Origin of the sequence: Nocardioides seonyuensis (genome assembly GCF_004683965.1) — a bacterium.
GTDB lineage: Bacteria > Actinomycetota > Actinomycetes > Propionibacteriales > Nocardioidaceae > Nocardioides > Nocardioides seonyuensis.
The window spans coordinates 828,444-848,467 of the sequence record NZ_CP038436.1 but is presented as its reverse complement, the minus strand read 5'-3'; the positions used below and the strand labels follow the sequence as shown (position 1 = coordinate 848,467).

Below are 20,024 nucleotides of genomic sequence, written 5' to 3'. Positions count from 1 at the left end.
CGGAAAGAGAGAACAGAGCAATGTCGCGAATTGGCAAGCTCCCCATCGCGGTCCCGTCCGGCGTCGACGTGGCCATCGACCAGGCGCTGGTGACCGTCAAGGGCCCCAAGGGCACCCTGTCGCACGAAGTCAGCGCCCCGATCGTCGTGGAGAAGGGTGAGGACGGCGTCCTCGAGGTGAAGCGCCCCAACGACGAGCGCGAGAGCCGCTCGTTGCACGGGCTCACCCGCACCCTGATCAACAACATGGTCGTCGGTGTCACCGAGGGATACGAGAAGAAGCTCGAGATCGTGGGCGTGGGCTACCGAGTCCTGCCCAAGGGACCCACCCAGCTGGAGTTCCAGCTCGGCTACTCCCACTCGATCACCTTCGACGCCCCCGAAGGCATCACGTTCACCACCGACGGCCCCACCAAGCTCGGCGTCGTCGGCATCGACAAGCAGCTGGTTGGTGAGACTGCGGCGAAGATCCGCAAGCTCCGCAAGCCCGAGCCCTACAAGGGCAAGGGCGTGCGATACGCCGGCGAGCAGATCCGCCGCAAGGTCGGAAAGGCTGGTAAGTGACATGGCGATCTCGCTGTCCAACAACAAGCACACCGCCGGTCGCGTCAAGGCCCGTCTGCGGCGCCAGGTCCGGGGTCGCAAGCGCGTCGCCGGCACTGCCGAGCGTCCGCGGCTCGTGGTCACCAAGTCGGCGAAGCACCTCAGCGTCCAGGTCGTCGACGACCTGCGGGGCGCGACGCTGGCCTACGCCTCCACGATGGAGGCGGACGTCCGCGCCGTCAGCGGCGACAAGACCGCCAAGGCCAAGCAGGTCGGTGAGCTGGTTGCCCAGCGCGCCAAGGCCGCGGGTGTCGAGGGCGTCGTCTTCGACCGCGCCGGCAACAAGTACCACGGTCGTATTGCGGCCCTTGCTGATGCTGCCCGCGAGGGCGGCCTTCAGTTCTGATCGCCCACGCGAAGAATTCTGAAAGAGGAGAAAGTCTCATGAGCGGAGCCCAGCGCGGACAGCGCAGTGGCGAGCGCCAGGGCGGCGACCGTCGCAATCGCGACGACCGTCGCGGCCAGGGTGCCGAGAAGACCGCCTACATCGAGCGCGTCGTTGCGATCAACCGTGTCGCCAAGGTCGTGAAGGGTGGTCGTCGCTTCAGCTTCACCGCCCTCGTGATCGTCGGTGACGGTGAGGGTCTGGTCGGCGTCGGCTACGGCAAGGCGAAGGAAGTTCCCGCGGCGATCGCCAAGGGCGTCGAGGAGGCCAAGAAGCAGTTCTTCAAGGTCCCGCGCGTCCAGGGCACGATCCCGCACCCGGTGCAGGGCGAGAAGGCTGCAGGCGTGGTCCTGCTGCGTCCCGCTGCTCCCGGTACCGGTGTCATCGCGGGTGGCCCCGTGCGCGCCGTGCTGGAGTGCGCCGGCATCCACGACGTGCTGAGCAAGTCGCTCGGCTCCTCCAACCAGATCAACATCGTCCACGCGACGGTGGCTGCCCTGAAGATGCTCGAGGAGCCCGAGGCCGTGGCCGCACGCCGTGGCATGCGGGTCGAGGACGTCGCTCCGGCCGCCCTGCTCAAGGCGCGCGCCGAGTCGACCGAGATCGCGGCTGCGGGGGTGTCCCAGTAATGGCACAGCTCAAGGTCCAGCAGAAGCGCGGCCGGGTCGGGCTCAAGGCCAACCAGCGCGAGACCCTGCGCACGCTCGGTCTGAAGAGGATCGGCGATGTCGTCGTCAAGGAAGACCGCCCGGAGATCCGGGGCATGGTCAACACTGTCCGTCACCTCGTGACGGTCGAGGAGGTGGAGTGACATGACGCTCAAGCTGCATCACTTGCGTCCCGCTCCTGGCGCCAAGACCGCCAAGACCCGTGTGGGTCGCGGTGAGGGCTCCAAGGGCAAGACTGCCGGACGAGGCACCAAGGGCACCAAGGCGCGTTACCAGGTTCCGGTCGCCTTCGAGGGTGGCCAGATGCCGATCCACATGCGCCTGCCCAAGCTGAAGGGCTTCAAGAACCCCTTCAAGGTGGAGTTCCAGGTCGTCAACCTCGACAAGATCAACGACCTCTTCCCGGCCGGCGGCGCCGTGTCGGTGGAGGACCTGGTCGAGAAGGGCGCCGTCCGCAAGGGCCAGCCCGTCAAGGTCCTGGGCCAGGGCGACATCGCTGTCGCGGTCCAGGTGAGTGCTGACGCGTTCTCGACCTCCGCCAAGGAGAAGATCGAGGCCGCGGGCGGAACCACCACCACGATCTGAGGCACGAAGACCAGCGTCGGCCCGGTCGGAGCAGCGGCACTCGCCACTCCGTCCGGGCCTTCGCGTCTCCCGGCAGGACACGAGGAGCGGGCTGTTAGGCTTCCCCGGGCCTGTCCGCGACCAGAGTCGCGGATCGCACCACACTTCGCCGCTCGCCCACCGCGCCGCGGCGCCCCGTCACGAAAGAGGATCCAGTGCTAGGCGCTTTCGCCAACGCTTTCCGGACGCCGGACCTGCGGCGCAAGCTGCTGTTCGTACTCCTGGTCATCACGATCTTCCGGCTCGGGTCCCAGGTGCCGACCCCCGGTGTGAACGTCGCCAACGTCCAGAGCTGCATCGCCGACCTCGAGGAGGACGGCCTCTACAGCCTGATCAACCTCTTCTCGGGCGGAGCGCTCCTCCAACTGGCCGTCTTCGCGCTCGGGATCATGCCCTACATCACGGCCTCGATCATCCTCCAGCTCCTCGTCGTGGTGATCCCGCGGCTGGAGACCCTGAAGAAGGAGGGGCAGGCCGGGCAGACCAAGATCACCCAGTACACCCGCTACCTCACGCTCGGGCTCGCCGTGCTCCAGGCCACCGGCATCGTGGCCCTCGCTCGCTCGGGACAGCTCCTCCAGGGCTGCCAGGAGGACCTCCTGCACGACAACGGCACCGCGACCTTCCTCGTGATGGTCGTGACGATGACGGCGGGCACCGCCGTGATCATGTGGCTGGGTGAGCTCATCACCGACCGCGGCATCGGCAACGGCATGTCGATCCTGATCTTCGCCCAGGTCGTGGCCACCTTCCCCTCGTCCCTGTGGAACGTGCAGAAGACCAACGGCTGGTGGGTCTTCGGGGTCGTCATGGTCGTCGGCCTCGTCCTGGTGGCAGCGATCATCTTCATCGAGCAGGCCCAGCGCCGCATCCCGGTGCAGTACGCCCGCCGCATGGTCGGTCGCAAGATGTTCGGCGGCAGCTCGACCTACATCCCGCTGAAGGTCAACCAGGCTGGGATCATCCCCGTCATCTTCGCCTCATCGCTGCTCTACCTGCCCGCGATGGCGGTGCAGTTCAACCCCGAGAGCAAGAACCCGGCGCTGCTCTTCATCGCCGACAACCTCGTGAACACCGGCAAGCCGCTCTACATGGCTGTCTACTTCGCCCTCATCATCTTCTTCGTCTACTTCTACGTCTCGATCACCTTCGACCCGAAGGAAGTCGCCGACAACATGAAGAAGTACGGCGGCTTCATCCCCGGGATCCGGGCCGGCCGACCGACCGAGGACTACCTGTCCTTCGTCCTCTCCCGCATCACCTTCCCCGGCGCCATCTACCTCGGAATGATCTCCTTGGTCCCGTCGATCGCCTTCGTTCTGATCAATGCCGACCAGAACTTCCCGTTCGGTGGCGTCTCCATCCTCATCATGGTCGGCGTCGCGCTGGACACGGTCAAGCAGATCGAGAGCCAGCTCCAGCAGCGCAACTACGAAGGGTTCCTCCGCTAGTCATGCGTCTCATCCTCATGGGCCCACCCGGGGCCGGCAAAGGCACTCAGGCCAGGTTCGTCGCCGAGCACTACGGCGTCCCGGCGATCTCCACCGGCGACATCTTCCGGCACAACGTCGCCGCCGGCACCGAGCTCGGCCTGGAGGCCCAGCGCTACATGGACGCCGGCGACTACGTCCCCGACGAGGTCACCAACAAGATGGTGCGCAACCGCATCGGGGAGGCCGACGCCAGCGCCGGGTTCCTCCTCGACGGCTACCCCCGCACCCTCGCACAGGTCGAGGAGCTCGACTCGATGATCGAGCCGGCTGGGCACTCGCTCGACGCCGTCGTCGTACTGACCGTCGACCCCGACGAGATCGTCGAGCGCCTCCTCCAGCGCGCCCAGGTCGAGGGCCGCGCGGACGACACCGAGGAGGTGATCCGTCGCCGGCAGGAGGTCTACGCCGAGCAGACCGAGCCCCTCATCGGGGTCTACCGGGAGCGGGGGCTCCTGGTCGAGGTCGACGGGATGGGTGAGGTCTCCGAGGTCACCCAACGGGTCTTCGCCGCGCTCGACGCCGTACGCCCGGACTGAGCGGCGGGGCTGGGCGATCCCATGGGATTTCGCGACCGCGGCCTCGAGATCAAGTCTCGCGAACAGATCGACCTGATGCGGGTCGCGGGAAGGCTGGTGGGGGAGACCCTCGAGCTGCTCCGCGCCGCGGTGACGCCCGGAGCCACCACCGGTGACCTCGACCGCCTGGCGGAGGCCAACATCCGCGACCACGGCGGCGTCCCGTCGTTCCTGGGCTACGGCGTCCCACCGTTCCCGGCCACCATCTGCTCCTCCGTCAACGACGAGGTCGTCCACGGGATCCCGGGGGACCGCGTCCTGGTGGAGGGCGACGTGGTGTCGATCGACTGCGGCGCGATCGTCGACGGCTGGCACGGTGATGCGGCGATCACGGTGCCCGTGGGTGACGTCGGTCCGGAGGTCCTCGAGCTGATGCGTGTGACCGAGGAGTCCCTGTGGCGCGGCATGGCTGCGGCGCGCCTCGGTGGCCGCGTCACCGACATCTCGCACGCCGTCGAGCAGTACGTCCGCTCCCAGGGGCGTTACGGCATCCTCGAGGACTACACCGGCCATGGCATCGGCACCGAGATGCACATGAGCCCCAACGTGCCCAACTACGGCCGGGCCGGACGAGGGCCCTCGCTGGTGGAGGGGCTCGCCCTGGCGGTCGAGCCCATGGTGACGCTCGGGAGCAAGCACACCACGCTGCTCGACGACGAGTGGACCGTCGCCACGGTCGACGGGTCGTTGTCCGCGCACTTCGAGCACACCTTCACCCTGACCTCCGACGGGCCCTGGGTCCTGACGGCCGTCGACGGGGGAGCGTCGCGCCTGGCCGACATGGGTGTCCCCTTCGGCGGTCGATGAGGGTCCTCGACCGACCCTGTGAGAGAGTTTCCTCCACCAGGAGGGGAGTATTCCCCCGCGGTGGCGTCGTCAGTACGGTGGAGGGCAGTGACCTGTCATGACACCCGGTGCCACCGGTCGGCTCCGCTGACGGAAGAGACCTCCGGAGCACGCGGTCCGGTCGGAAGCCGGACCGGCCCACGTCTACTCCGGAGGAGTCAAACGCTTGAACGTCCTGCTCGGTGACTCGGTCGCCTCTCCCACCATCTGGCTGGTCACCATCGTCGTCACGGTCGGTGTGCTGCTGGTCGACCTGCTGGTCATCGCCCGCCGCCCGCACGAGCCGACCATGGCCGAGGTCAGCCGACACCTGGCGTTCTTCGTCGGGATGGCCGTGCTCTTCGGGATCTGCCTCTGGGTCTTCGCCGAGCCGCACGACCTGTCCCCAGCACCCGGCCCCGAGTTCTTCGCAGGGTGGCTGACCGAGTACTCGCTCTCGATCGACAACCTGTTCATCTTCATCATCATCATGAACAGCTTCGCCGTCCCGAGGCAGTACCAGCAGACCGCGCTGATGATCGGCATCGTGCTGGCGCTGATCATGCGCGCCATCTTCATCGTCATCGGCGCCGCCGCGATCAACGAGTTCAGCTGGGTGTTCTACCTCTTCGGGCTGTTCCTGCTCTACACGGCGGTGAAGCTCGCCAAGGAGGGCGGCGAGGACGAGGACGAGTACGAAGAGAACCGCCTGGTGAAGTTCGCCGAGAACCACCTCCCGGCGACGAAGGAGTGGAACGGCACCAAGCTGTTCACCCACGAGAACGGCAAGCGCCTCATCACGCCGATGTTCCTGGTCGTCCTCACGCTGGGGACCACCGACCTGCTCTTCGCGCTCGACTCCATCCCGGCGATCTACGGGCTGACCAAGGACCCCTACCTGGTGTTCACGGCGAACATCTTCGCGCTGATGGGGCTGCGCCAGCTCTACTTCCTCATCGGCGGCCTGCTCCAGCGCCTGGTCTACCTCTCCTACGGATTGGCGTTCCTGCTCGGCTTCATCGGCGTCAAGCTGATCTTCCACGCCCTGCACGAGAACGAGCTGCCCTTCATCAACGGCGGCGAGCCGTTGCACTACGACTGGCTCGAGATCCCCATCTGGCTGTCGCTGACGGTCATCATCGGGACCTTGGCGATCACCGCCGTGCTCAGCCTCTGGGCCTCGCGCCGCATGACTGCGGCCGAGCAGGACGCCGCCACCGGACCGCGTCGCGACTGGGACGAGGACTGACCGCTCAGGCCACGCACTCGCGGGCGCTCGGCGACAGGTCGTTGCCGCGTTCGAGGGAGACCTCGAGGCACACCTGACCGGGCTCGCGCACGAGGAGCTCACGCTTGGTGGTGCGTTCGAACGCGCCGGAGTCCCGACGCCACAGCCAGCGGTCGCCCGGTTCCAGCGGCTCGGGACTCCTCCATCTGAAGACGACTCCTCGAGGGGTCCGGGTGCCGGAGAGGCTGGGTGAGCGGGACAGTACGTCGGGGATCAGGTCCTCCGGCGTCCGGGACTCGGTCGGGAGTGTCCCGACGCCGGGGTCCGGGCGGTCGCCGTCCTCGCCCAGGACGAGGAATCCGACCAGCACGGCCAGCACCACGACGCCGACCACGGCCCACACGGCGCCGGCGATCCCCGATCTCGTCCCCTCGTCGGTGGCTTCGGTGGAGGGGTCGACGCTGACCTGACGGGGAGCGGACGCGGAGATGACCTTGACGGCCTTCATGACGGTGGCGTCCTCGGGCGGGGCCTCGTCGTCTCCTCGGGCAGCCACCGACGCGTCGGGCAGGTCGCCCTCCACGGCGACCGAGGTACGCGGCCAGCGCGCGGCGGCCTCGATCCGCTGGAGCGCCCGAGCGAGCTCCAGCGCACTCTGTGGACGGTGCTCGGGGCGCTTGGCCAGGCACTGCTGGAGCAGCCGGTCGAGCGCTGGCGGCACGTCGGGTCGCTGCGTCGCGGGCGGGGGAGCGTGCAGGATGCGTGCGCTGAGGGCCCGGGTGGAGTTGTCGCCGGCGGGGATCGAGAACGGGGACCGCCCGACGAGGAGGTGCCAGATCGTGGCGCCGAGGGAGTAGACGTCGGAGGCGACCGAGCCGTTGGAGCGACCGTCGAGCAGCTCCGGCGGCGACCACGGGTAGGAGATGCGAACGTCCTGGTCGCTCTCGACGTCGGCGAGGTGGCCGGCGATGCCGAAGTCGGTGAGCGCGGGCTCGTGGTAGGTCGTGACCAGGACGTTGCTGGGCTTGATGTCGCGGTGGATGATGCCCGACCGGTGTGCGGTCTCGATCGCGCTCGCGAGCTTGATGCCGGTGGACACGGCGTCCACCACGGGCATCGGGTTGGACCGGACCCGGATGCCGAGGTCTGGCGGCGGGCAGTAGCGCATGACGAGGTAGGGGCGACCGTCCTGGGTGATGCCCGCCGTGATCACGGAGACGATGTAGGGATGATCGGCGAGTCGGGCCATGGAGTTGGCCTCGGCTGCGAAGAGCTGCTTCTCACGAGTGGTCAGGGGGACGTCGGGACGGACCACCTTGACCGCGACCCGCTGTCGCGGCCACTCCTGCTCGTAGAGGAAGACGTCAGCGAAGCCGCCGCTGCCGAGGTGCTCGATGAAGTGGAGACCCGGGATGCTCGGCGCGCTCACCGGGCGGACACCGGACCGGTCTCGTAGCGGACCGCGTAGACCTCGGCGAGGTCGAGGACGGCCCCGGACTCCAGCACGTAGGCCTCTCCGGGGCTCATCCTGAGCGGTTCCCGCCCGGGCTGCGCGAGGGTGGTGCCGCCACGGCTGTCGAGGTCACGGGCCAGGACGTCCCAGCCGTCGAGCTCGATGTGCAGGTGCATCCGGGAGACGAAGGAGTGGGCAGGGGGCAGGTGGACCAGGTGCGGCCAGTCGGTGCTGCCTTCGACGGGGGCCGGCTTGCGTCCCAGCACCACGCCACGATCGAGCGGGACGACCTCGCCCGTGGGCAGGCGGAGGCCTCCCAGGGTGGGCCGCTGGACCTGGCGCGGCTCCTGCGGCGCAACTCGCTGGTGGCAGGTGCGGCACACAGGGTCGGTGGGGGCAGTGAGGTGTCCGAGGGGACAGCTGACGGCGAGCACCGTCGTGGCCGAGACGTGGGCGAGGTGCGCGGGCCGGTGCACGGTCGATCCGTCGTGGTCGTCCGTCCCGTCCTCGAGCGGGTGGGGAGCGCGGATGGTGGTGTGACCACCATCCTCGATCCGCTGCACGAAGAGCGGGTCCGGCTCGGTCGTGTCGACCGACGACCCGGTGTCCCGGGCGGAGACCCACTCCGGCTGCTGCTGGCGTGGACGCGGGGGCGGCGGCCCGTCGGGTCCGGTCGCCGCGAGGATCTCCGCAGGGATCCCGTCGATCAGCCCCGTGGTCGGCGCGGAGGGGGCCTCGGTGACCTGGACCGCAGGTCGGCCGGCAGCACCGAGAGGCGGAGCCTGGGCCGCGTGGAGGACCACCTCAACTGCCCCGACGACCCCCGCGACCAGCGGTCGGCGGTCGTCGCCGGGTGGGGAATCTGTGGCTTCGGCGAGCGTGAGCACGTGCGTCTGTCCCGTCCCGCTCACGCGTCCGGTGCCGAGAGTGGTGGACGTGGAGGTGCCGGGTGTCAGGTCGACGGCGGCGAGCGCCACGGGTGCACCGTCCTTGGCCTGCGTGGCCTCCGACTCGACCAGCGCCACCACTGCGTCGAGCACGGGCGTCCCGAGAGGCTGCGGCGTGGAGACGAGCTCCCAGAGTCGTGAGAGGAGCCGCTCGTCGCCCGGATCGGTCACCAGGACCCAGCGCGCGCCGCTGCCGACCAGCACGCCAGGGCCCGGTGTGTACCTGGCCTCCACGAGCACGTTCCCCCTCCTCGCATTCGTGTATCCGCCCATTGTTGCGCATGAGCCGCCCGGACGCGTCGCCATCCCATCTCGCCACCCTCGACTTGTCCGATGGTGAAGCGCTACATACCCTGCGTCCACAGAGTGTGTTCGGTTGCGGGTTCGGGGGGGAGTCGCGTGGGCAGGGCGACGTTCGTGCGGCGGCACCGAGCCGCGCTCGCATCCGGTACCGCGCTGGCCCTGGCGACGGGGCTGGTCGTCGCCTACGCCGTCACGGCCGACGGCTACAAGGCCCACCGCGCCGACCTCAACGACGGAGGCGTGTGGGTGGTGAACAACCACCTCGGGGTGCACGGCCGCATCAACAAGCCCATCAACCAGCTCGACGGAGTCGTCTACGACGAAGGCCCCAAGCTCAGGCTCGACGTCGTCCAGGACGGTGCCGCCGTGGTGACGCTCAACCGGGGCTCCAACCGCGGACGAGGCGTGGATCCCGGCCTCCTGGAGTTCGCCGACGGCGGCACCGTCGCAGTGCCCGCCGCCGGGGACGTCCAGATGGGCGGCGGCACCCTCGCCACGATCGACGCGACCACGGGCAAGCTCTGGGCGACGCGCTACGACCCCCAACTGGGCAGGCCGCTGGTCAACACCGTCGACCGGCAGGCGGACGAGACCGCCGAGGTGGGCGAGGCAGCTGCGCTGGCGGTGAGCACGCAGGGCACCGTGGTCGCCACGTCCGGTGTCGAGGCGACGGTGTCCCGACTGAGTCCCGCGGGCGACGGTCTGGCGAAGCCGGAGGTCCAGGACCTCCCGCGAACGGCGGGGTCGCCGACCTCGGTGACGACGGTGGGTGAGCGGGTGGTGACGCTCGACGAGACCTCCGGGCAGCTGGCCGTCCTCGGCGGCGCCGCGACTGACGTCCCCGAGGACAGCATCCTGCAGCAGCCGGGGCCCGATGCCGCCGAGGTGCTCGTCGCCACGAGGTCCGGACTCCTGTCAGTCGACCTCGACAGCGGTGAGCAGGAGGAGGTGGCGTCGGCCACCGGCACGCCGGTCGAGCCCGTGCGGCTCGGCGCCTGCGTCTACGGCGCGTGGTCGGGCGGTGGGGGAGACGTGGCACAGCAGTGCGGCTCCGACCCGGTCCGGGTGAACGGGCTGGGGGGCAACGCCACCAACCTCGCCTTCCGGGTCAACCGGGGTGAGATCGTGCTCAACGACGCGACCAGTGGGCGGGTCTGGGACGTCCAGGAGGACAAGCCGTTCAAGATCGACAACTGGGACTCCTACACGGCCAGGAAGAAGGTCGAGGACGAGCAGGAGCAGGACGAGCAGGACAGCAGGGGTGACCAGCGGCCGCCGAAGGCGGTGGACGACGCCTACGGAGTCCGCCCCGCCCGCACCACCGTCCTGCACCCGCTCGACAACGACTCCGCCCCCGCGGGTCGCCTCCTGAGCATCGTCTCCGTGGACCAGCCCGGCGGTGGGTCGCGCGTCACCATCGGCCCCGACGGTCAGACCCTGCAGATCCAGGTGCCCGAGGAGGCCAGGCCGGCAAGCTTCGACTACTTCATCGACGACGGGCGCAACCTGCGCGCGCACGCCACGGTCCGCGTCCAGGTGCGCGGCGAGGCGGAGAACCAGCAGCCCGCGCCCCGCGAGGGCTACGAGCCGCGCCAGTGGCACGTGCCCGCGGGCGGCTCGCTCTCGGTGCCGGTTCTCAGCGACTGGCGCGACGACGCCGACGGCGACGCCCTGGTGCTGGACTCCGCCGTCGCGGTGGACGCCCAGGCCAACGGCGCGGTTGCCCGCTCCACCGCCGAGGGGCGGATCCGCTTCACGGCTCCGCCTCGGGGTGGTGGCGTGGTCAAGGTCGACTACGGGGTGAGCGACGGCCGCTCGGCACCGGTCACCCGAACCATGCTCTTCGAGGTCCAGCCGGTCACCGATCGTGAAGGCTTCCCCCCGGTGGCCGAGCCCGACGTGGTGCGTGGCGAGGTCGGCAAGCCGATCGAGATCAGGCCGCTGGCCAACGACCTGCCCGGATCCGATCCCACGACGCCCCAGGCCGAGCTGGCCCTGGGTGGCAGGATCCCCGACCAGGCTGACGCCGAGATCAGGACCGACCTCGAGAGCGGCGCGATCACCTTCACGTCCACGAAACCCGGCACCTACCTGCTCGACTACGACGCCGCCTACGGCAACACGCCGCTGTCCCAGAGCAAGATCCGCGTCGACGTGCGGCCGCGGCCCCGGCGACCGGAGGATCCGGTGGCGATGCCGGACACGCTCATGATCTACGGCCAGTCACCGGCGCTGGTCGACGTGCTCGCCAACGACCTGGATCCTTCGGGAGACCTGCTCGTGGTGCAGCGGGCCGTCGCAGACCGTGCCGAGCAGCTCGACCTCGCCATCGTCGACGGTCGCTGGCTGCGCGTCGCAGCGCGCGGCGAGTTCGGTTCCGCGACCCAGCTGGTCCGCTACACGGTCACCAACGGGCAGGCCAGCGTCACCGGCGAGGTGACGGTGACCCAGCGTGAGCAACCGGCGGACAACACGCCGATCACGGTGACCGACCGGGTCGTCGTACGCTCCGGGGCATCGGTTGCGGCGCCGGTGCTCGACAACGACTCCTCCCCCTCGGGTGACCGGCTCGAGCTGCGCACCGACATCACCGAGCGCCCCGGGGTGCTCGACGTGCTGGCCCCGCGCGACTACGACGGAGGGCCCGGGGCCGCTTTCGTCGCCGGGCGGATGGTGCGCTTCGTGGCACCCGTGGTCAAGGAGCGCGAGACCTTCGAGGTGCCCTATGCGGCCGTCAACGCCGCCGGGCAGTCGGCTCCGGGGCGGCTGCTGGTCACCGCGGTGCCGGCGAGCGAGCCGAACTCTCCTCCCGAGCCGCCGACCCTCGAGGGACGAGCAGTCGCGGGGGACGTCGTCACCCTGCGGCTGCGTGGCAGCGAGGTCGACCCCGAGGGCGACCCCGTCGCCATCACCGGCATCAGCAGTGCGCCGAGCTTCGGCCGGCTGCTCTCCACGACCGCCAATGCCCTCGTCTACCAGGCCTACCCGGGCTCCGCAGGGACCGATGAGTTCGAGTACGCCGTCGTGGACACCCGTGGTGCCACGTCGACCGGTGTGGCACGAGTGGCCGTCGTCAAGCCCTCGTCGCCCCAGCCGCCGCTGGCCGTCGACGACGAGCTCACGGTGCAGCCGGGGCGGACGGCGACGTTCGACCCGCTCGCCAACGACCACGTCGTCGCGGGCGAGGACCCCCAGATCCGGCTGGTCAACCCCACTGAGGGCATGGAGCTCGACGCAGACACGGGACTGGTCAGCGTCCCGGCGCCCGAGTCGCTCGACGAGCCCGCGACCCAGGTCGTCTACTCCGTCAGCAACGGCATCGACGAGTCGCGTGCCGTGATGACCCTGCGCACGTCCCCGGACGTCGAGAACCCGCCCGTCGTCTACGACGCCTACGGCAAGGTGCAGGACAGCGAGGCCGTGTCGGTCGACGTCCTCGACGGCGCCTACGACCCCGACGGCGACGCCGCGGACATCGTGGTGGCCGAGGTCTACGGCGACCCCGCGAGCGTCTCGCACACCGACAAGCGGGTCCGCGCGACGCGCACCGAGGATCCCCAGGTCATCCCGTTCCGCGTCGAGGACGGGCAGGGCACCTCGGCAACCGCGCAGGTCTTCGTGCCGCCCACAGGCCATGGCCTGCCCTTCGTCAGGCCGGGCTCCCTCATCGAGGTCGAGTCGGGCGAGTCGGCCAAGGGAAGGCTCTCCGACCACGTCGAGAATCCCGCCGGCGGCGCGCTCCGGCTCACCGGGCGCCAAGGAGTGCACGCCTCCCCGTCGCAGCTCCAGGCGCAGGCGACTGGCGAGAACACCTTCGAGGTGCGTGCCGACGCCGGCTACCGCGGCCCCGGCGCCGTGCTGGTCGAGGTCACGACTGCGACGGACGCCAACGGCAACGAGGACGCAGCCAGCTCTGCGGACGGCCAGACCGTGCTCCTCTCGATCCCCGTCCAGGTGGGAGACGACACCCCGGTGCTCGAGTGCCCCGGCACCACTATCGACCTGGCCCCGGGCGAGAGCAGCCAGATCGACGTGCAGTCGCTGTGCAAGGTCTGGACGCAGGATCCCCGAGATGCCGCGGGGCTCGACTACACCGCCGCATGGGTGACCGAGCTCGAGGGCCTGGGCGTCCGACCGCTCGGCGGATCAGTCTTCTCCGTCGATGCCACCGACGCCTCGGCCGGGGGAGGGCGCGCGGTCCTCTCGCTCCGGGCCGGTGACTCCGACGAGGCCCAGCTGACGTTCCGCGTGGCGAGGGCTCCCCAGCCGCGGATGCTGCCCATCCCGGTCCCCGACATGAGGGCCGGCGAGTCACGCACGATCGACCTGGAGCCGTTCCTCGTGCCGGGCGTGGCCTCACCCCAGCCCCGGGTGGTCTCGATCAGCCAGGTCAGCGGCGACCGCTCCCCGGCATCCATGTCGGGGTCCTCCATCACGTTGAGGCCGTCCGACGACGTCGAGGGGCGTGTCGTGTACCGCGTGGTGATGAGTGACGTCAGCTCGGAGGACCCCCCGGCCGACCGCAGGGCCGAGGGTCGCGTGACGTTCGAGGTGCGCGGTGTGCCCGGAGCCCCGACGCAGGTGACCCCCTACCCGGACGACCAGACGGGGGAGATGCGCGTCGGCTGGTACCCACCCCGTGACACCGGTGGCTCGCGGATCACGCACTACCAGGTGATGGAGCTGAAGACCGGCGATCGGCAGACCTGCCGGCAGAACGAGTGCTTCTTCCGTGGCCTCAAGGACGGCGTGCGCTACAGGTTCAAGGTGCGCGCGCACAACGCAGTCGACTACGGCCCGTGGAGCGAGACCTCGCGCGAGGCGTTCGTGGACACCCGGCCGAGCCGGGTGCGCAACATCCGCATGGTCTCGCGCGCCGACAAGACCATCCGGATCGCCTGGGACAAGCCGGCCTCCTCGACGTCGAAGATCGTGAAGTACGCCATCAGCTGGTCGGGCGGGGCCGGGATCGAGGTCGCCGGCGACCGTGATCGAGTCACGATCCCCGGCCTCGACAACAACACCACCTACGTCTTCTCGGTCCAGGCGCTCAACGAGATCGGGTGGTCCGATCCCCGGCAGTCGCCCGTGCTCCAGCCCCTCGGCACCCCGGCCGCGCCCGTCGACGTGTCCGCGACCGACCTCAGCACCGGCAACGCCAAGACGACCGTCCGGGTGAGCTGGACCGGCACCAGCCCCGAGGGCCCCGGGCCCGTGGTCTACACGGTCTACGTCAGCAGGGAGGGCGGCAGTCCGCGCGAGGTCCCCGGCTGCGTGCGGATCCAGGCGACGTCATGCAACGACGCCCGTGACTACGACGGTCTCGACTACACCTACACCGTGCGTGCCCAGAACTCTCCGAGCCCTGAGAAGCCCAACACCTCGCCGATGAGCCAGGGACGACTGTTCGAGGCGGTGGGCAAGCCGGCTGCCTGGGGCAACTGGTCGTGGACGGCGACCGGCACGAGCCAGGAGATCCAGGTCTCCTTCACGGTCCCGGAGTCGCGCGGGCAGGTGAGTCGTGTCGAGATCCTGGTCAACGGCTCCAGCGTCAAGACATTCGCCAACCAGACGGGAAGCACGACCACGCGCTTCGAGGTCGGCAGCAACGACGCGGCCTGGCGCGTCGAGCTGCGCGTCTGCAACGAGCACGCCCCGACCGGTTGCACCACGAGTCCCTTCCAGGACGTGCAGAGCTACGGAAGCCTCACCAGCTCACTGGACGACATCCCGGCCGCGCAGGTCAACGGCAAGAACCTCTCCTGGCTGGTCACGGGCACGAGCAACGGCAATGCCGCGGTCCTCGGCATCTCCCTCAACGGTGGCCCGGAGCAGATGGTCAGGGTCAACGGCGTGGGGAGGTTCTCGCACCAGGTGACCTACACGACCGAGGGCTACTACGAGTCGGTCTCGGTCAGGGTGCGCCTCTACGACGACGCGCCCACGGGCCGCGGCGAGGACGTCTCCTCGCGCAGCGACGAGTCCGGATCGCCGCCACCACCGTCCGTCAACATCGGCAAGGGCGATTCCTGCATGGACGGGGACGAGGACCAGAACAACAACTGCGGCGACATCATCGAGCCGGACTGCACGAACACGTCCTGCGCGTTCGTCAGGTACAACGTCTCCGGCTTCCTCGAGGACTACTCCTGCACGGTGAGCAACAGCGAGTACCCCCTACGCAGCGAGACCAACTCCCACGAGGGCGGGACGAGCGCTTCCGTGCAGACCGATTGGTACTACGACAAGGGCTACGTGTCCATCACGTGCTCCTCGGGCAACGGCGCTCGCGACCAGCGGGCGCAGTCCGGCTTCGACTGGCCCGACCCGGCTCCATGACCTCCACCTCCGGCTTGAACACGACGGCATCCGCCCACACCTCAGGAGTCCTCCGTTGACCATCTCCCACGAACAGGCCGACTGGTTCAAGACGACCTTCGACCAGCTCACCGACAACATGGAGAAGGCCGTCCTCGGCAAGCGGCACGTCGTACGCCTCGCCCTGACGTGCCTGCTGTCCGAGGGGCACATCCTCCTCGAGGACTTCCCGGGCACCGGCAAGACGATGCTGGCGCGGGCCTTGGCCAACACCGTGCAGGGCAGCCACGCCCGCATCCAGTTCACCCCTGACCTGCTGCCCTCCGACGTCACCGGCGTGACGGTCTACGACCAGCACAAGGGGACCTTCGAGTTCCACCCCGGGCCGATCTTCCACACGATCGTGCTGGCCGACGAGATCAACCGGGCGTCCCCCAAGACGCAGTCGGCGCTGCTCGAGGTCATGGAGGAGGGACGCGTCACCGTCGACGGAGTCGCCCACCCGGTCGGCAGGCCCTTCCTCGTCATCGCCACGCAGAACCCCATCGAGCAGGCAGGGACCTATCGCCTTCCCGAGGCGCAGCTCGACCGCTTCCTCATGAAGACCGCGGTCGGCTATCCCGACCGGCAGGCCACGGTGGAGCTGCTCAACAACGCCGCGGTGCGTGATCGTGCCGCCCTTGTGACCCCGGTCATCACCGCCGCGACGATCGCCCAGATGAGCGAGCTCGCCGACCAGGTCTACGTCGACCCGGCGGTGGTCGGCTACGTCGCCGAGCTGGCCGAAGAGTCCCGTCGTCAGCCCCACGTCAAGCTCGGCCTCTCTCCCCGAGGGTGCCTGGCCCTCGTCCGCGTGGCGAAGACGTGGGCTGCCGCCGATGGCCGCGACCACGTCGTGCCCGACGACGTCAAGGACCTGGCCGAGCCGGTGCTGTCCCACCGCCTGCTCCTGGACGCGGAGGCGCAGTTCAGCGGCGTCGACGTCGCGACCGTCATCGGTCGCCTCCTCGACTCCGTCGCGCCGCCGACCGACCGCGTGGGGGTCTGAACCCGACCATGGAGGCAGTCCTCGAACGGCTGAGGCCAGGGCTCGAGATCGTCCGCCCCACGGGCTGGATCGTTCTCGGCCTCGGTCTCGGCGCTGCGGTGCTCGCGGCCGTGGCCCACTGGCGCGAGATCGCCGTGCTGGCCACCGCGTGCGCAGCCCTGCTCGCGCTCGGTGTGCCGTTCCTGCTCGGCCGCACCTCGGTGCGCGTGGACCTGCGGCTGGAGCCCGAGCGGGTGGCCGCCGGCGACTCGGTCGTGGCCGGCGTCGTGGTGACCAACACCGCCTCGGGGCGGTTGCTGCCGACCACGCTGGAGGTGCCGGTCGGGTCGTCCGTCCACCGCTACGGCATCGGGTCCCTGGCAGCCGGGGCCTCGCACGAGGAGTCGTTCACGATCCGCACCGAGCGGCGCGGAGTCATCCCGGTTGGCCCGGCGATCACCCGGCGCGGCGATCCGGTGGGCCTGTTCTCGCGTGACATGGAGTGGACTCCGCTGCGCGAGGTGCTGGTGCGTCCGCCGCTCCTCCCGCTCGACTCGTTGGGGGCCGGCCTGCTCCGGGACCTCGAGGGTGTCTCGACCGACGCTGTCTCCCAGAGCGACCTCGCCTTCCATGCTCTGCGCGAGTACGCCCCCGGCGACGACCTCCGGCACATCCACTGGCGCTCCTCGGCGAAGGTGATGGCCTCGACCGGCGAGTCCAGCCTGCTCGTGCGCCAGTACCTCGACACGCGCCGCAGCCACGCCACGATCGTCGTGGACGACCGGGCGGAGGCCTGGCCCGATGCCGACGAGTTCGAGTCCGCCATGTCGGTGGCCGCGTCGATCGCCGTGCGAGCAGTGCTCGACGAGTTCGACGTCTCCTTCGTGTGCGGCAGCCACTCCTCGACCGGGGCCTCGGGGCACACCGCCCTCGACGCCGTGTGCCGGGCGGACTTCGGCGACGTGGGCATCGTCGACGCCGCCCAGCGGGCCACCGACGTGGCCCCCGAGACGAGCCTCGTCTTCCTCGTGGCAGGGGCCGCCACCGGGTTCACCGACGTCCTGCGCGCAGCTGCGGTGTTCCCGCCCGAGGTGCGCCGCTACGCCATCCTGGTCGAGCCCGACGGCACCAGCCGGATCAGCGAGGCCGGCGGCCTTCCGGTCATGCACCTCGCCGCCAAGGAGGACCTCGGCGGCCTCCTCTCCTGGAGCGTGCGTTGAGGCACCTCGACACCCGCACCCGCGTGCGTCCCACACCGCTGCTCCCCGACCGGCACACCGCGGTCGACCTGGTCATGGTGGTGGCCCTCGCGGTCGTCTCGATCAGCTCCCTGGCGTCGTCGTTCACCGGGTGGGACTTCCTCCTCGTGGGCGTGCTGGGAGTGGTCCTCGGTGTGCTGATCACCCACGTGACGCGTGCGGTCGGCTGGCCCTTCGTCTCGGCCGTCGTGCTCGCCCTCGTGGTGTTCTTCCTGCTGGGTGGGCTGCTGTGCCTGCGCTCCCTGGGGGACGCCTCGCTCATCCCCGGCCCGGCGACCCTCTCCGAGCTCGCCGACCAGGCGATCTTCGGCTGGAAGGACCTGCTGACCACGCTCCCGCCCGTGGACGGCTCCGGACCCCTGCTCGTCCTGCCGTGGCTGCTCGGGCTGGTCGCCGGCGTGTCCGGTACCGCGCTGTCGCAGCTGGTCCTCCGGCGCGCATGGCTGGGTGCGCTCCTCCCTGTCCTTGCCATGACCGGCCTGCTTGCCCTCACCCTCCTCCTCGGCGTGCGGCACCCGACGTCGCTGCTCGTCCACGGTGCGGTGTTCGCTGCTCTCGCACTCGGATGGCTCGCGATGCGCTCACGCCGTGCTTCGGCCGCCGTGCACGGAGGCACCGCCGGGTGGGGCCGGCTCGCCGTCGGGGCCGCGATGGTGGCACTCGCCGCCGCCGCGTCGTTGCCGGCAGGCGCCCTGGTGGGCGACGACAGCGAGCGCGCGGTGGCCCGCGACTGGATCACCCCGCCCTTCGACATCGGCCGCTACCCCTCGCCCCTGGCGGGCTTCCGCAAGTACGTCGACCCCCAGGGCCGCAGCGACCGGGCCAACGTCCACGACGAGACGCTCTTCACGGTCTCGGGGCTGGAGCCCGGCTCCCGGATGCGGATCGCGACGATGGACCGCTACGACGGGCTGGTGTGGGGTGCCTCGAACGACGCCCTCCCGGGCGAGGGGGGCGACTCCTTCCAGCGCGTCTCCTCGACGCTCGACAACCCGGCCGAGGGCACGTCGGTGGAGGCCAGCGTGACCATCGGGGAGGGCTACGACGGTGTGTGGCTTCCGACGAGCGGCTCCCTCACGTCGCTGGAGTTCGGCATCGGGGACCCGCTCCTCAAGGCCGAGGTCTTCCGCTACAACCTCGCCACCTCGACCGCCGTCGTACCCACCGGTCTCGCGCCCGGCGACACCTACACCTTCACCGCCGTCGTCCCGGACGACTCGTTGCGACCGGGCACCGTGCCGTCCTCCGCCGTCACCACCCTCCCGCCCGGCACGGCCTTCCTCGGGGCTCCGGCGACCCAGTGGTCCGAGGACACCACCGAGCCGATGAGCCGCGTGCTGGCCATTGCCCGGCACCTGAAGCGAGAGGGCAAGTACTCCGACGGTATCGGCAAGGACGAGCGCCAGTACCACCCCGGCCACAGCATCCACCGGCTCTCCGACGAGTTCTTGAACCAGCAGGTCATGGTGGGCAACGACGAGCAGTACGCCGCCACGATGGCCCTGCTGGCCCAGCAGGTGGGGGTGCCCGCGCGGGTCGTCCTGGGCGCTGAGGTCCCGCAGGACGGGGCGGTCACCGGGGCCGACGTCTCGGCCTGGGTGGAGCTGCGCGCGGCGGACGGTTCGTGGCGCACGCTCCCGACCGAGAGGTTCATGTCGAAGGAGCCGCCCACCCAGCAGCTGCCCCAGACCGAGGAGCCGATGACGGGGACGGTCATCCCGCCCCCGGCTCCCATCCCGCCACCCTCTGACATCGGTGACCAGAGCAACGCCGACCTCAAGGAGCGCAAGACCTCCAAGGAGGAGGACGAGGACGAGGAGGCGCTCGCCGGGCTGCCGGCCTGGGTCGGTGTGGTGCTGCGCTACGTCGGCCTGCCGCTGCTGGTCGTCGCGCTGGTCGTCGGCTCGATCCTCGCGCTCAAGGCACTGCGTCGACGCCGGCGCCGCCGGGCAGCCACGCCCTCGGCTCGCTTCGTGGGTGCGTGGCGCGAGCTGGTGGACCACGCGCGCGACCTCGGGCAGGTGGTGGCCCTGGGGCCCTCGGTCACGCGGCGCGAGCAGTCCTGCGACATCTCCGCCGACGCGGCGCCCTCCCTGGCGAGGCGGGCGGACAGCTTCGTCTTCGGACCCCGTCCGCCCGAGGCGGCCGACGCTGCGGCATACTGGAGCGCAGTCGACCAGGCTCGCCGCAGCATGTCCGCGGCGGTGGGCCGCCGTCGAAGGCTCCTCGCGGCCGTGAACGTCGCGACGCTGCGCCCGCGCCGTCGCTGATTGGTCTTCCACAGGCGGATCCGACTAGACTCGCGTGTCGGCCCAAC

15 protein-coding genes are annotated in these 20,024 nt (G+C 70.0%); 13 read left to right on the top strand and 2 right to left on the bottom strand.

The window, feature by feature from the left end; translation table 11 throughout:
* Positions 1-20 precede the first annotated feature (20 nt).
* From rplF to EXE58_RS04105, 9 genes are all read left to right on the top strand, one after another.
* Entirely contained in the window at positions 21-563 is a 543-nt protein-coding gene (gene rplF / locus EXE58_RS04145) for a 50S ribosomal protein L6 (protein ID WP_135266707.1), read from the top strand.
* A 1-nt stretch (position 564) separates the two neighbouring features.
* A complete protein-coding gene (gene rplR, locus EXE58_RS04140) occupies positions 565-948 on the top strand; it encodes a 50S ribosomal protein L18 (protein WP_135266706.1) in 384 nt (127 codons plus the stop codon).
* A gap of 38 nt (positions 949-986) precedes the next feature.
* Complete coding sequence (gene rpsE / locus EXE58_RS04135; protein WP_135266705.1) at positions 987-1,616, top strand: 30S ribosomal protein S5; 630 nt, start codon at positions 987-989, stop codon at positions 1,614-1,616.
* On the top strand, positions 1,616-1,798 hold the full coding sequence (rpmD, locus tag EXE58_RS04130; RefSeq protein ID WP_135266704.1) for a 50S ribosomal protein L30: 183 nt from the start codon (positions 1,616-1,618) through the stop codon (positions 1,796-1,798). The genes rpsE and rpmD overlap by 1 nt, the downstream gene beginning before the upstream one ends.
* A 1-nt stretch (position 1,799) precedes the next feature.
* On the top strand, positions 1,800-2,240 hold the full coding sequence (gene rplO / locus EXE58_RS04125) for a 50S ribosomal protein L15 (protein WP_135266703.1): 441 nt from the start codon (positions 1,800-1,802) through the stop codon (positions 2,238-2,240).
* A gap of 194 nt (positions 2,241-2,434) precedes the next feature.
* Positions 2,435-3,730, top strand: a complete 1,296-nt coding sequence (gene secY, locus EXE58_RS04120) for a preprotein translocase subunit SecY (protein WP_135266702.1) — start codon at positions 2,435-2,437, stop codon at positions 3,728-3,730.
* Between the two features lie 2 nt (positions 3,731-3,732).
* Entirely contained in the window at positions 3,733-4,308 is a 576-nt protein-coding gene (locus EXE58_RS04115) for an adenylate kinase (protein WP_135266701.1), read from the top strand.
* A 21-nt stretch (positions 4,309-4,329) separates the two neighbouring features.
* Entirely contained in the window at positions 4,330-5,154 is an 825-nt protein-coding gene (gene map / locus EXE58_RS04110; protein ID WP_135266700.1) for a type I methionyl aminopeptidase, read from the top strand.
* Between the two features lie 205 nt (positions 5,155-5,359).
* On the top strand, positions 5,360-6,421 hold the full coding sequence (locus EXE58_RS04105; protein WP_135266699.1) for a TerC/Alx family metal homeostasis membrane protein: 1,062 nt from the start codon (positions 5,360-5,362) through the stop codon (positions 6,419-6,421).
* A gap of 4 nt (positions 6,422-6,425) precedes the next feature.
* On the opposite strand, the gene EXE58_RS04100 is transcribed toward EXE58_RS04105, so the two are convergent.
* The gene (locus tag EXE58_RS04100) at positions 6,426-7,829 is read right to left on the bottom strand and encodes a serine/threonine-protein kinase (RefSeq protein ID WP_135266698.1); all 1,404 of its coding nucleotides are present in this window, start codon (positions 7,827-7,829) and stop codon (positions 6,426-6,428) included.
* Positions 7,826-9,040 (bottom strand): FHA domain-containing protein, encoded by a 1,215-nt coding sequence (locus EXE58_RS04095; RefSeq protein WP_167288681.1) that lies wholly within the window; start codon positions 9,038-9,040, stop codon positions 7,826-7,828. Before EXE58_RS04095 ends, EXE58_RS04100 begins: the two co-directional genes overlap by 4 nt.
* A gap of 177 nt (positions 9,041-9,217) precedes the next feature.
* Between EXE58_RS04095 and EXE58_RS04090 the strand changes: the two genes are divergently transcribed.
* The 4 genes from EXE58_RS04090 to EXE58_RS04075 are packed head-to-tail and all read left to right on the top strand — an operon-like array spanning position 9,218 to position 19,977.
* Positions 9,218-15,442, top strand: coding sequence for an Ig-like domain-containing protein (locus tag EXE58_RS04090; RefSeq protein WP_135266696.1), 6,225 nt, complete (start codon positions 9,218-9,220; stop codon positions 15,440-15,442).
* A gap of 55 nt (positions 15,443-15,497) precedes the next feature.
* Entirely contained in the window at positions 15,498-16,469 is a 972-nt protein-coding gene (locus EXE58_RS04085) for an AAA family ATPase (RefSeq protein ID WP_135266695.1), read from the top strand.
* An 8-nt stretch (positions 16,470-16,477) separates the two neighbouring features.
* Entirely contained in the window at positions 16,478-17,668 is a 1,191-nt protein-coding gene (locus EXE58_RS04080) for a DUF58 domain-containing protein (RefSeq protein ID WP_135266694.1), read from the top strand.
* Positions 17,665-19,977: a transglutaminase-like domain-containing protein gene (locus EXE58_RS04075; protein ID WP_135266693.1), complete on the top strand. Its 2,313-nt coding sequence runs from the start codon at positions 17,665-17,667 to the stop codon at positions 19,975-19,977. Before EXE58_RS04080 ends, EXE58_RS04075 begins: the two co-directional genes overlap by 4 nt.
* Positions 19,978-20,024 lie beyond the last annotated feature (47 nt).